The sequence below is a fragment of the Streptomyces silaceus genome (genome assembly GCF_001419745.1).
Lineage (GTDB): Bacteria > Actinomycetota > Actinomycetes > Streptomycetales > Streptomycetaceae > Streptomyces > Streptomyces silaceus.
This window is the reverse complement of the sequence record NZ_LIRJ01000025.1, coordinates 72597-85135: the sequence shown is the minus strand read 5'-3', so window position 1 is coordinate 85135 and position 12539 is coordinate 72597. Positions and strand designations below refer to the sequence as shown.

The 12539-nt window shown below is 72.8% G+C and carries 10 protein-coding genes and 2 pseudogenes; 7 read left to right on the top strand and 5 right to left on the bottom strand.

The features are described from left to right. The first annotated feature begins 649 nt into the window (after window positions 1-649). The 3 genes from AOK22_RS02465 to AOK22_RS02455 all read left to right on the top strand — a co-directional run bounded on the left by AOK22_RS02465 (window position 650) and on the right by AOK22_RS02455 (window position 3069). Window positions 650-1207 (top strand): AAA family ATPase, encoded by a 558-nt coding sequence (locus tag AOK22_RS02465; protein WP_055696854.1) that lies wholly within the window; start codon window positions 650-652, stop codon window positions 1205-1207. A 43-nt stretch (window positions 1208-1250) separates the two neighbouring features. Further along, window positions 1251-1676, top strand: coding sequence for an NUDIX hydrolase (locus AOK22_RS02460; RefSeq protein WP_244164674.1), 426 nt, complete (start codon window positions 1251-1253; stop codon window positions 1674-1676). Between the two features lie 118 nt (window positions 1677-1794). Continuing rightward, complete coding sequence (locus AOK22_RS02455) at window positions 1795-3069, top strand: alpha/beta hydrolase family protein (RefSeq protein ID WP_063795183.1); 1275 nt, start codon at window positions 1795-1797, stop codon at window positions 3067-3069. A gap of 19 nt (window positions 3070-3088) precedes the next feature. Here the strand turns inward: AOK22_RS02455 and AOK22_RS02450 are convergent, their stop codons facing one another. Together AOK22_RS02450 and ctaD are read right to left on the bottom strand one after the other, a co-directional pair. Further along, complete coding sequence (locus AOK22_RS02450; protein ID WP_055696852.1) at window positions 3089-3436, bottom strand: hypothetical protein; 348 nt, start codon at window positions 3434-3436, stop codon at window positions 3089-3091. Next, a pseudogene (gene ctaD, locus AOK22_RS02445) lies at window positions 3433-5055 on the bottom strand (aa3-type cytochrome oxidase subunit I); the annotation flags it as partial. The pseudogene ctaD and the gene AOK22_RS02450, both read right to left, overlap by 4 nt. A 181-nt stretch (window positions 5056-5236) precedes the next feature. Between ctaD and AOK22_RS02440 the strand changes: the two are divergent. The 3 genes and pseudogenes from AOK22_RS02440 to AOK22_RS02430 all read left to right on the top strand — a co-directional run. Next, window positions 5237-5737 (top strand): annotated as a pseudogene (locus tag AOK22_RS02440) (RNA polymerase sigma factor); the annotation flags it as partial. Window positions 5738-5903: 166 nt separating this feature from the next. Next, window positions 5904-6914, top strand: coding sequence for a CU044_5270 family protein (locus AOK22_RS02435; protein WP_055696851.1), 1011 nt, complete (start codon window positions 5904-5906; stop codon window positions 6912-6914). 64 nt (window positions 6915-6978) lie between these two features. After that, window positions 6979-7515: a hypothetical protein gene (locus tag AOK22_RS02430; RefSeq protein WP_141753688.1), complete on the top strand. Its 537-nt coding sequence runs from the start codon at window positions 6979-6981 to the stop codon at window positions 7513-7515. Window positions 7516-7548: 33 nt separating this feature from the next. Here AOK22_RS02430 and AOK22_RS02425 read toward each other — a convergent pair whose 3' ends face one another. Together AOK22_RS02425 and AOK22_RS02420 are read right to left on the bottom strand one after the other, a co-directional pair. Then, on the bottom strand, window positions 7549-8784 hold the full coding sequence (locus tag AOK22_RS02425) for a serine hydrolase domain-containing protein (protein ID WP_244164673.1): 1236 nt from the start codon (window positions 8782-8784) through the stop codon (window positions 7549-7551). A gap of 52 nt (window positions 8785-8836) precedes the next feature. After that, a complete protein-coding gene (locus AOK22_RS02420) occupies window positions 8837-11107 on the bottom strand; it encodes an FUSC family protein (protein WP_425263991.1) in 2271 nt (756 codons plus the stop codon). Between the two features lie 175 nt (window positions 11108-11282). On the opposite strand from AOK22_RS02420, the gene AOK22_RS02415 reads away from it, so the two are divergent. Continuing rightward, complete coding sequence (locus tag AOK22_RS02415; RefSeq protein ID WP_055696848.1) at window positions 11283-11753, top strand: peroxiredoxin; 471 nt, start codon at window positions 11283-11285, stop codon at window positions 11751-11753. A gap of 54 nt (window positions 11754-11807) precedes the next feature. Here the strand turns inward: AOK22_RS02415 and AOK22_RS02410 are convergent, their stop codons facing one another. Next, window positions 11808-12506 (bottom strand): alpha/beta hydrolase, encoded by a 699-nt coding sequence (locus AOK22_RS02410; protein WP_055696847.1) that lies wholly within the window; start codon window positions 12504-12506, stop codon window positions 11808-11810. Window positions 12507-12539 lie beyond the last annotated feature (33 nt).

Genomic DNA, 12539 nt, shown 5'->3' with positions numbered 1-12539 from the left:
ACCTCGTCCCGCCCACCGCGGCCCCCGACCCCGCCGCGCACCTGCTCCCCTTCCTGGACCGGGCGCGACGCGGGGGAGTCGAGCGGGTGGTGCTGCTCGGATCCTCGGCCATCGCGGAGACGGACGACGGCCTCGGGGAGGTGTACCGCGCGATCCGTGAGCGGTTCGAGGAGTGGGCGGTGCTCCAACCCTCCTGGTTCATGCAGAACTTCACCGGCGACCACCCCCACGCCCACGCGGTCCGCACGGCGGACGAGATCGTGACGGCCACCGGCCACGGCCGGGTCGCCTTCGTCGACGCCGACGACATCGCCGCGGTCGGCGCGCGGGCCCTCACCGACGAGCGGCCGCACAACACGGCGCACCTCATCACCGGCCCCGAGACGCTGAGTTACGCCGACGTCGCCGCCGTGATCTCCCGCGTGACGGNNACGAGGCGATCGCGGCGGGCGCGGAGGACCGCACGAGCGGGGCGGTCGAGCGCGTCACGGGCCGTGCGCCCCGCTCGTTCGCCGACTTCGCCGCGGCATGGGCGGACGCCTGGCGGCGGTGATGCCCGAGGGCCGGTGACGGGTACGGTGACGGGGAAAAGCGGGTGCGTCGCGCGGTACGGACGGGGAGAATCCGGCGGACGGCCGAAGGAGGCGACGTGGACGGTTCCCAGGCCCGGACACCGGGCTGCGTGATCATCACCGGTGTGCCGGCGGCGGGCAAGTCGACCGCCTCGCTGCTCGTCGCCCGGCGCCACCCGCGCGCCGCCCGCATCGACGGCGACGTCCTTTCGTACATGGTCGTCAGCGGCAGGGCGGGTCCGGTGAGCCGACCGGGTCCGGAGGCGGACCGGCAGGCGCGGCTCTGCGTCCGCAACGTGTGCGACCTCGCGAGCAACTTCGCCGACGAGGGGATCGTGCCCGTCGTGGACACCGTCGTCGCCGACCGGGCCATGCTGGACTTCATGGTGGACCGGCTCCGCCCACGGCCCGTCCTCTTCGTGGTCCTCGCGCCGCCGCTCGACGTGTGCCACCGCCGGGACGCCGAGCGCGACCCGCGAGAGCGCGTCGGCATCGACGCCGGCCCGCTGCGCCGCGCCATGCTCGACGAACTGGGCGAGGTGGGCTGGTGGCTGGACAACGCCGACCGCACACCGGACCAGACGGCCGACGCGATCGTGACGCATGCGTACGACAAGGCCGTCGTGGCCCCCTGACCTGCGGAACCGGCCGGGCGGTCCGGCTGAGAGAATCGCGTGCATGAACCAACAGAGCATGGCGGACGGCTCGGCTCCGCTGATCGTCGTGGCGGCCGCCGTCGTCCAGGAAGGCCGCCTCCTGGTGGTCAGCAAGCAGGCGGCCCCCGAGGTCTTCTATCTGCCCGGCGGCAAGCCCGACGCGGGTGAGTCCGCGCTGGAGGCACTGGCACGGGAACTGGACGAGGAACTCGGCGTGGCCCCCGTGGAGCCGGCCTTCCTGGCCGACGTCGACGCCGTGGCGGCCCTGGAGCGCGTCCCCATGCGGATGACGGTCTTCGAGGCCCGCATCGACCGCGCCCCGGCCCCCGCGGCCGAACTGGCCCACCTGCGCTGGGTGTCGGGCGACGAGGACGACCTGCTGCTGGCGCCCGCCGTCCGGGACCACGTGGTGCCGATGCTCCGCCGCAGGGGCGCGCTCGCGGCGTGACCGGGCGGTGGCGCTGCCACCACCCCGCATCGGGTGGTGGGCCCACTGCGCGGGACCCGCCCGACGGCGCAGGCTGAGGTCCCGGGCCCACGCCGACCGAAGAGGGAGCCCTCATCCCATGCGTACCAAGGTGATTGCCGCCTCCTGCGCCCTGCTGCTGCTCGCCGGTGCCCCCGCGACAGCGGTCGCCGCCACACCCCCGACCGCGGCCACGCACGCCACCGACGACCAGGTGAGAGGCGGGCGCGGCACCCTCGTCTCCGCCGAACGGCTCTACACCCTGGACGACCGCGCCGCCGCCGCGGCCGAGCTCGCGGGGGCGGGCTTCGACGGGAGCGTGGCCCGGTACGGCGTGGACGCCTACCGGCTGGTCTACCGGACCGTCGACGCGACCGGCCGCCCGACCACCGCGAGCGGACTGCTCGCGCTGCCCCGCACCCGCCCGGGCGCGCTGCACGCGGTGTCGTTCGCCCATGGCACCGGCGTCCACAAGAACGACTCGCCGTCGATGGTGCGCGGCGACTTCGTGAGCGCCGCGACGATCAGCCACGCGTCGGCCGGGTTCGCCGGTGTCGCACCGGACTACCTCGGGATGGGGCGCGGGCCCGGCCCGCATCCGTGGATGGACGTCCCGTCGGAGACGACCGCCTCCCTCGACATGCTGCGCGCGGCACGCGCCTTCGTGCCGCGCACCGGCCACACGCTGCGGCGGGACGTCTTCCTCACGGGCTTCTCGCAGGGCGCGTCGGCCGCGCTGGGCCTCGGCCGGACCCTGCAGGCCGGCGGGGACCGGTGGTTCCGCGCGGGCGCGCTGGCGCCGGTCAGCGGGGCCTACGACTTCCTCGGCACGTCCGTGCCGTCGCTGTTCGACGCGCGGCGGGTCACTCCGAAGTACGGTGCGGTCTACGCGGCGTACGCGCTGGTCGCGGTCCAGCGGCTGCACGGCGGTGTGTACGACGACCCGGCCGAGGTGTTCCGGGCGCCCTACGCCCGCACCGTCGAGGAGTTGTTCGACGGCACGCACACCGGCCAGGAGATGATGGCCGGTCTCCCCGGGTCGGCCGACGCGCTGCTGACCGACCGGGGACGCCGGCTCCTGACCGCGCCGACCGGAACCCTCGCCGAGGCGTTCGGCGCGGCGGGCTCCGTGTGCACGGACTGGGCGCCGCGCATGCCCACGCGGCTCTACATGGCGACGGGCGACGAGCAGGCCGTCGTGGAGAACACCGCGTGGTGCCGGGCGGAGCTGCGCGCCAACGGGGCCGAGGTGCCGGTCGTCGACCTCGGCGCGGTGGACTACGAGAAGTCCCGCCACCTCGGCTCGTCCGTGGCCGCCACCACGGCCACGATCGCGTGGTTCCGGTCCCTGGCGGTGCGGCCGGGCGCCAACTGAGCCGCCCCCGGTGACCGGTTCAGGAGAGCCCGCACGCCATGAGCAGCGTGAGCACGACCGCGGCGCCCATCACGCCCCAGGCCACGAGCCGCCGGCGCAGCGAGCGGTACGTCTCCTCGTACTCGGCGCGCAACTGGGTGCTGCGGCGCGCGACCTGCTGCCAGCCGTGGCGCGTGCGCGACAGATGCTCCTCGGTGTAGAGGTCCTCCACCTCCGCGCGCTGGGTCTCCGTCAGCCAGGGGAGCCGCCCGGTGAACTGCCGGGCCGCCGCCCGGCCCTCGGCGCGGGCGGACTCGACGAGCAGATGGCCCTCGACCTCGTTGATCAGGGCACGGACGTCCAGGGCGCGGTCGTCCATCGCCGTCATCGCAGCGCCCTCTGCCCGGCCGCCGCGATCTCGGGATGGTGCAGGTCGAACGCCGGCGATTCGGAGCGGATGCGCGGCAGGGTGAGGAAGTTGTGCCGCGGCGGCGGGCAGGACGTGGCCCACTCAAGGGAGCGGCCCCAGCCCCACGGGTCGTCGACCTCGATCTTCTTGCCGTACTTGGCGGTCTTCCAGACGTTGTAGAGGAACGGCAGGATCGACAGGCCCAGCAGGAAGGAGAAGATGGTCGACACGGTGTTGAGCGTGGTGAAGCCGTCGGCGGCCAGATAGTCCGGCACCCGGCGGAGCATGCCGTTCGTGCCGAGCCAGTGCTGCACGAGGAACGTGCCGTGGAAGCCGATGAACAGCGTCCAGAAGGTGATCTTTCCCAGGCGCTCGTCGAGCATCTTGCCGGTGAACTTCGGCCACCAGAAGTGGAAGCCGGAGAACATCGCGAAGACCACGGTCCCGAAGATCACGTAGTGGAAGTGCGCCACCACGAAGTACGAGTCCGAGACGTGCATGTCCATGGGCGGCGAGGCCAGGATGACACCCGTCAGACCGCCGAAGACGAACGTGATCAGGAAGCCGACCGCCCAGAGCATCGGGGTCTCGAAGGACAAGGACCCCTTCCACATCGTTCCGATCCAGTTGAAGAACTTCACGCCCGTGGGGACGGCGATCAGGAACGTCATGAAGGAGAAGAACGGCAGGAGGACACCACCGGTGACGTACATGTGGTGCGCCCACACCGTCACGGACAGGCCCGCGATCGCGATCGTGGCGCCGACCAGGCCCATGTAACCGAACATCGGCTTGCGCGAGAAGACCGGGATGACCTCGGAGATGATGCCGAAGAACGGCAGCGCGATGATATACACCTCCGGATGGCCGAAGAACCAGAACAGGTGCTGCCACAACAGGGCGCCGCCGTTGGCCGCGTCGAAGATCTGCGCGCCGAACTTCCGGTCCGCCTCCAGGGCGAACAGCGCCGCGGCGAGCACCGGGAAGGCCAGCAGCACCAGCACACCGGTGAGCAGCACGTTCCACACGAAGATCGGCATGCGGAACATCGTCATGCCCGGAGCACGCATGCAGATGATCGTGGTGATGAAGTTGACCGAGCCGAGGATCGTGCCGAAGCCGGAGAGCGCCAGGCCCATGATCCACATGTCCGCGCCGGCGCCGGGGCTGCGGATCGCGCCGGACAGCGGGCTGTAGGCGAACCACCCGAAGTCGGCCGCGCCGTTCGGCGTCAGGAAGCCGCCGACCGCGATGAGCGAGCCGAACAGGTACAGCCAATAGGCGAACATGTTGAGCCGCGGGAAGGCGACGTCGGGCGCGCCGATCTGCAGCGGCATCAGCCAGTTCGCGAAGCCCGCGAACAGCGGCGTCGCGAACATCAGCAGCATGATCGTGCCGTGCATCGTGAACGCCTGGTTGAACTGCTCGTTCGACATCAGCTGCGTGCCGGGACGCGCGAGTTCGGCGCGCATCAGCAGGGCGAGGACACCGCCGATGCAGAAGAACGCGAACGACGTCGCCAGATAGAGCGTGCCGATCGTCTTGTGGTCGGTGCTGGTCAGCCACTTCACGGCGGCGTTCCCGGGGCGACGGGGCCGGGGCGGCGTGGCGACGGCGACGGAATCGGGGTCTGCGGCGCGCGCGGGTGGCGGCATCACGGTGTTGCTGTCCATGTCCCGCCTGTGTCCGGCGCCCGCGCATGCGTGACAGGTACGCGGAGCGACATGGATCACACCCCGATGGTGTGACGACCGGGGCCGTGCCGGACACTTCGTAACCGTGAGCGACGACGAAACCTTCGCCGCTGCCTATCGCGAGCACTACTGGGCGGTCAGCCGCTACGTTGCACGGCGGCTCGGCGGCCCGACGAGTGACACCGAGGAGGTGGTGGCCGACGTGTTCGCCGTCGCCTGGCGACGGCGCGCCGATCTGCCGCCGGCCCCCTTGCCCTGGCTGTACGGGATAGCGCGGCGCTGCCTTGCGAACGCGGTACGCGGATACGGGCGCCGCAGACGCCTGTTGGAGCGGATCGGCAACGACGCGACCCGCCACCGCAGGGACGTCGTGGCCGGTCCGGAGGCCGAGCGGCCGGGGGACTGGGTCCACGACGCCCTGCGGCTGCTGTCCTTCGCCGACCAGGAGGTCCTGCGCCTGACGGCGTGGGAGGGCCTGGACACCGAGGAACTCGCGACCGCGCTGGGCTGCGGGACGCGGGCGGCGGCGATGCGTCTGCACCGGGCGCGGCGCCGCCTGAGAACGGAGATAGACCGTATGCGTCCCGCGCGGACGGATCCCGAGCCTGCCCCGGGGCTCGTGCGCGACGCCGGACCCGCACCCACCACCGGGCCCGCGCGTGACACCCGCCCCGACCGCACCTCCCACCCCGCACCGGCCAGTTGGCCCGTCCCTGAAGCGACCCGCGCCACCGTTCCGGAGGATCACGGCCATGGCTCATGACGACGAACTCGCCGCGCTGCGCGGCGCCGATCCCGTGCCCGTCGACGACGTCCGGTTCCGCGACCGGGCCCTGCCCGCCCACGCCGAACGCCAGTTGAACCTGCTCCTGCACAGCGCGCCCACCGCGCGTCCCCGCCCGGCACGCCAAGTGCGGCGCCTGGTCTGGGGCATCGAGATGGTCTCGCTCGCCGTCGCGGCCGCGCTGGCCCTCGTCCTCGCGGGGTCGGGCAGCGCGCCCGCCGCCGCGGCGCCGCACCCCCTCACACCGCGGTCCGGTTCCACCCCGCTGCCCCTCGACCGGCTCGCCGACCGTGCCGCGGTCGCCGCGTCCGCCGACGGGGCGGCGCGGTTGCGCCGGGGCACCCATGTGCAGACCTGGAGCCTGGCCGTGAAGTCCGGGGCGGGTGCCGCCCCGATCACGCTGCCCGAGGAGCGCGTCACGCACTGGCGGCCGGACGGCAGCCACACGGAGCTCGTCGTGGCCACCGACCCCCGCCACCCGGGCAAGCCGGTCATCGCCGACAGCGCCGCGGGCCCCCGCACCGTTCGTGACGGCAAGGTCCTCAGCGACCGTGCCTACCCGCCGAGCTTCGGTACCGCCCCTCCGCGGTCGCGGCCCCCGCACACGCCCGGCGCGCTGCGCACCTACCTGGCCGAGCTCAGCCGCCCGAGCGACCCCGCCCCGCTGACCGGCACCGGTGAACTCCTGGACGCCGTGGCGATGTTCCTGCGCCACTGGACACCGGGAGCCCGTGAGACGGCGGCGCTGACGCGGATCCTCGCCGGGACCGAGGGGCTGCGCCCGGCCGGCGCGGTCACCGACCGGCTCGGCCGCGTCGGTCAGGCGTACGTCCACGAGTCCGGCGGACTGCGGCGGATGCTGATCCTGGACCCGGCACGCGGCACCGTGCTCGGCCTGGAGGAGACGGTCACGAGGAACGACCGCACGTACGAAGTGGAGGCCGGGGACGTCATGTCGTACAGCGCCTGGATGCGCTGAACCCGCCGCCACGGGCCCCCGGGTGCTTGAAGACCCCCGCACGGTGATCGTTACCATGTGCCAGATGGGCGTAAACAAGCAGGAATCGGGCGTACGGGCCGAAGTGCCCGCGCAAGCCGACGGGTCCGCGGCGGCGGAATCCGCCGTGTCCGAGGAACAGGTGGCCGAGGCCAAGGCGCGGGCGGCACGGCTGCTGCTCGCGTTCCGGCACGGGAATCAGCTCGCCTACGACTCCCTGGTGGCGGAGTGCGGCGCGGACGAGCGGACCACCGACCTCGTCTCGGCGCTGTGCTGGATCGCCAACGAAGGCGTGCGCAAGGCGTATCTGCCGGAGGCGGCGGACCGGGTGCTGCGGCACATGGTGCGCCGGGCCGACTTCGGCGACCGGGACGTCCTCACGGAGGACGGAGCCGGGCCGGACGCGGCGGACCTCTTGGAGGCCGTCGCCGCCGAGGACGTGGCGTCCGTCCAGGAGATCGTGCGCAGGACGCCGGACACCACGTTCCTGCTGGGCAAGTTCGTGCTGGCCTTCGCGATGATGCTGCCGGACCTGCCCGAGCCGGTGCTGGGCGAAGTGGTGCGGGAGCTGCGCGGGGCGTGACGAGGGCCCCGCGCAGCGGCCGCCCGGGTGGCGTCAGCCCCGCTTGCCGCACATCGTCCGGTCCAGCAGTCCCTGCACCGCCTTCTCGGCGGCCATCAGCGAGGCCTCGTCGGACCGTTTGCCGGAGGCGTTGAGCACCACGGTCCGGCGCCCGTCGCCGCTGACGGCCGTCCTGACGGTCAGCCCCGCGGCGTCGCCGCCGTGCCCCCAGCGGAATCCGCCGCAGCTCAGCGGCTGGCGCATCGCCGCCAGGCCGTACTCCAGGCCGGGGAAGACCTGTTGGAAGTCGGGGCTGACGGGCACGGTGTCCCGCATCTTCGCGAGCTGCGCGGCGGGCAGCAGCCGGCCGCCGTACAGGGCGGTGAGGAAACGGTCCAGATCGCGTTCGCTGCTGACCAGTTCACCGGCCGCGTCGCCCCACGTCAGGTTCCGCAGGCTGGTGTCGGTCCAGCCGTTCGACCCGGGGAACCGCTGATACGTGTGTGTATAGGGGCCGCGCAGGCGGGGGTTGTCGCCGGGAGCGTAGGTCTGGCGCAGGTCCAGCGGGCGGATGACGCGGTCCCTGACCTCCTTGTCCCACGAGGAGCCCGTGACCTTCTCGATCACCATGCCGATGAGGAGGTATCCGGGGTTGGAGTACTTCCAGTCGGGCGTGGGGTCGTCGGGGTCGGCCGGCGGGAAGTCGGGCTTGTGCCGCATCGCCCCGGCCACGCCGTCCTCGGGGTCGCGGTGGTCGAACCTCGTGCGCTCGAAGTCGGCCGCGGTGTCGCCCGTGTCCTCGGTGTAGTCGTAGTTGTAGATGCCGCTGGTGTGCTGGAGCAGATGGCGCAGGGTGATGCGGGAGCCGTCGTTTCCGTTGCCGCGCACCACGCCCGGCAGCCAGCGCTCCACGGTGTCGTCGAGCGAGAGCCGCCCCTCGGCCTCCAGCTGGAGGACCACGGTGGCCACGAAGGCCTTGGTGACGCTGGCCGCGCGGAACTCCGCGCCGTGGACCACCGGACGCCCCGTGCCCAGCTCGGCCTCGCCGGCGACGGCGTGCGTACGGCGGCGCCCGTCGCGCACCTGCACGGACAGGCCGATGTACCCGGCGTCCTTGAGCGTGCGGTCCACCTCGCGCTGTAACTCCGTCCGGCTGAGCGGTGCGTCGGCGCCGTGCGCGGGGGCGGCGTCGGCGCGTGCCGGGCCGGTCACGAGGACCGGTGCCAGCAGCGCGGCCAGGGCCGCCGCAGCGGCCGCACGACGACGTGGAGTTCTCCTGAGTGCTGTCATGGGCACCACCCTCATGGCCTGGACGGGGGTCGCACCATGCGACAAACCCCCGTCACGCGGGTGGGGAAACCCCGACGTCCCGCCCCGTGAGGGGCACCCCGAGCGGCCGGGCCAGGCCGACGACACCCTCGTCCAGGCGCTGGAGGTGACGCAGCACGCGGAACGCCACCGAGCCGTTCGGCAGCACCTCGTGACCGCCGCTGTCCAGCATCGAGGCGATGCTGGCCCCCGACTCGATGGCGCCGTCCGGCTCCTCGTCGCGCACCTGCGCGGCGATCAGGTCGATGTTGTGCGTGATGCGCCGCCCGGCGAGCGCGAGGCGCGCGTCGGCCGCGACGCTCTTGCTGGAGGGCACCAACTCGGCCGTCGCCGCGAGCGAGCGGGCGTGGTACGCGCACGTCTCCAGGAGCGCGACGATGTAGCGGGCGGTCTGGCGGCGGGCCCGCAGCGGGGCGATCGGATGCGTCAACGGCTTGGTGGAACTGCGCAGATCGTCCAGCGCGGTGTCCAGGTCGCGCGCGAGGTCCACGAGGTCGGCGGCGGCCCCGCCGCTGAGCTGGGCCACCGACGCCGACACCACGTCCCGCAGCCGCGCCAGGACGGTGCCGAGCTCCTCGTCCGTGCGGTGCGAGGTGCGGATCGGAAGCACCAGGACCGCCGCGATGATCCCGCAGGCCGCGCCGAGCGCCGTCTCCTCGATGCGCAGCACGAGCACGTCGAGGCTGTAGGTGTTCAGGAGCGTGTAGAGCAGGCCGAGCATCGCGGTGACGAAGAAGGACATCAGCGCGTAGGACAGCGGGGCCGTGAAGAACATCCCGAAGATGCAGAGCAGGACCAGCGCGAACGCGAGCCACGTGTGGTTGCCGACGGCTCCGGCCAGCGCCACTCCGGCGACCACGCCGAGCACCGTACCGACGAGGCGACGGTAGCCCTTGACCAGGATCTCGCCGGTGGACGCGGTGTTGAGGAAGACGACCCAGCAGGTCAGGACCGCCCAGTACCACCGCTGCGTGGACAGGAACTCGCCGCCGACGATCGCCAGCGCCGAGCCCACCGACACCTGCACGGCCGCCCTGGTCGTGGGCCGCCGCAGCCCGGTCTGCTCCTCCTCGTCCTCCTTCGCCTCCCCGGCGAGCGAGATCTCCTCCGCCTCGAACTCCTCGCGGGAACGCGCGGCTTCCGGGCTGTCGTACTCCTCGTCCCCCTCGTCGCGCGACCCGTCCACCGCCAGGCGCAGACCCAGGATGGCGCGGGCCGACTCACCGACCGCGCGGAAGCAGTCCTGGAGGGCCGGCGAGCCCTGCGGAAGGCCCTTCTCCTCGCGGTAGCCGAGCAGCCGGTTGCGTACGTAGGGCAGGGCCGTGCCGCGGTCGTCGGGCACCAGGCGGACCACCAGGAGGTGGAGGGCCCGCAGGTCCCTGCGCAGCGCCGTGCCCGCGTCCTGGCCGAACCGTGCGCGGCGCGGCTTGGGCGCGGGCGCGTTCGGCAGGTGCAGCGTGATGGTCTCGACGCGTTCGGCGCTGCGGGCGTTGAGGAGCAGGACGCCGAGGCGCTCCGCGGCGATCTCCGCGTCGGCGACCCTGCGCTGGAGCAGCGCCGCGGCCGACGCGTCGCGGGTGCCCTCCTCCAGGCGGCCCTGGATCATCAGCGCGGCCTCGTGGAGCCGGGCGGTGCTGCGCCGCAGATCGTCCAGGACCTTCGGTACGTCCTCGGTCTCTGCGTCGAGCAGTTCGATCTGGTGGGCGACGAGCTGGGCGAGCCGGGCGCGGAACGCCTCGCGCAGCCGTGCCAGCGTGCGCTCCGGAGTCTCCGGCACCACGGCGAACCGCACGACCGCGCTGCAGCCGAACGCCACGGTCAGCGTCAGGAAGAGCCCCGGCAGCGTCGAGGCGGTCGCGCTCACGAACAGCGAGACGAAGTAGACCTGGAAGCCGATCAGGCCGAGGGCGGTGCCCCGGTCGCCGAACCGGCGGGAGTAGACCGCGCCGAAGATCAGCAGGATGAAGAAGACGTCGCCCGCCACGACCCGGTCGTTGAGCAGGGCCCCCAGGGATATCGCCGCGAGCGCCACCGGCAGGCCGAGCGCCAGCGTGATCGCCTGGCCGCGCACCTCCTTCTCCTGGATCGCGAACGTGGCGACCATCGCCGTCATCGCCCCCGCGACGAGATGCGTCACGGAGGTGCCGAGCAGCGCGAGCACGGCGAGGGTGAGGAGGATCGCCCCGACCGTGCGCAGCCCCGCCATGAGCCGCAGAAGTCCCGGGTCGGATGCCGAGAAACGGTCCCAGACCCGTTTCGCCGTCCGTCGCGCCGCTGCCGTCACGATGCCGAACACTCCCTTGCTCCTGCCATGTTCCCTGGTCACCGGCCCTGTCACGGGTCGAGTGTGCCCCAGCATCGCACGTGGGCGGCCGAGGGGATCATGGCTGGAGTAGGGTTTCGCTCCCGTCACTTGAGGAGGCACCGTCCATGGACCGTACGTCGCAGGGAAGCCGGGCATGACGGCGCGCGTGGCGGTGGGGGACACCGTCGAGGACTTCACGCTGCCGGACGAGACCGGCACGCCGAGGCAGCTCTCCGAACTGCTCGCCGACGGGCCCGTGGTGCTGTTCTTCTACCCGGCGGCCCTCACTCCCGGGTGCACGGCCGAGGCCTGTCACTTCCGCGACCTGGCCGCCGAGTTCGGCGCCGCGGGCGCGCGGCCCGTGGGGGTCAGCGGCGACGGCGTGGAGCGCCAGCGGGAGTTCACGGAGCGGCACACCCTCGGGTTCCCGCTCCTGTCGGACCCCGAGGGCGCGGTGCGCGACCGGTTCGGGGTGACGCGCGGCTTCTCCCTGGCGCCCACCAAGCGCGTGACGTTCGTCATCGCCCGTGACCGCACGGTCGCCGAGGTCGTCCGCAGCGAGCTCCGCATGAGCGCCCACGCCGACCGCGCCCTGGCGGCCGTACGCCGCCTGACGGAGGGCTGACCCCGGGACGGGACCGGCCTCCTCCCGAGCGGCGGCTCCCCAGCGGCCGGCTCCCTAGCGGCCGGCCACGTCGACGGCGGCGGCTTCGATCAGGTCGGTCACCGCGCCGGGCTGCGAGGCCAGGGAGGCGTGCGAGGCGTTCAGCTCGATCGTCTTGCGCGGGCCGATCCGCTCGGCCATCCGGCGTTCGTTGTCCGGGTGGATCATGCGGTCCTCGGTGGAGACCTGGTACCAGGACGGCTTGCCGCGCCAGGCCGGGGCGGTGACGGCGTCGCCGAAGGTGGAGGCGAGCGGCGCCTTCTGCGTCACGGCCATGACCAGGGCCTCGTCGGCCGTCAGGTCCTGCGCGAAGCTCTCGTGGAAGAGGTCCTGCCGGACCCACAGATAGCCGTCCGAGTCGGGCGCGATGTTCTCGAAGGCCGCCGGCGGCAGCTCCTGACTGAGCGCCCCCGGACTCTCGCCCGCGTCCGGAGCGAACGCCGCGACGTAGACCAGGGCCGCCACGTTCGGCAGGCCGCCCGCCTCGGTGATGACCGCGCCACCGTAGGAGTGCCCGACCAGCACGACCGGGCCGTCGATCTGGCCGATCATCTTGCGGGTGCGTTCGGCGTCGTCCGCGAGCGAGGTCAGCGGGTTCTCGACGGCGTGCAGGTCGCCGTAGCCGCGGCGGTGCAGTTCGACGACGACCTTCGACCAGTGGGCGGCTCCGCCCCAGAAGCCGTGGACCAGGACGATGGCGGGCTTGTCGGCCATGGGAGGGCCTTCCTGAACAGGGACCGTGTCCGG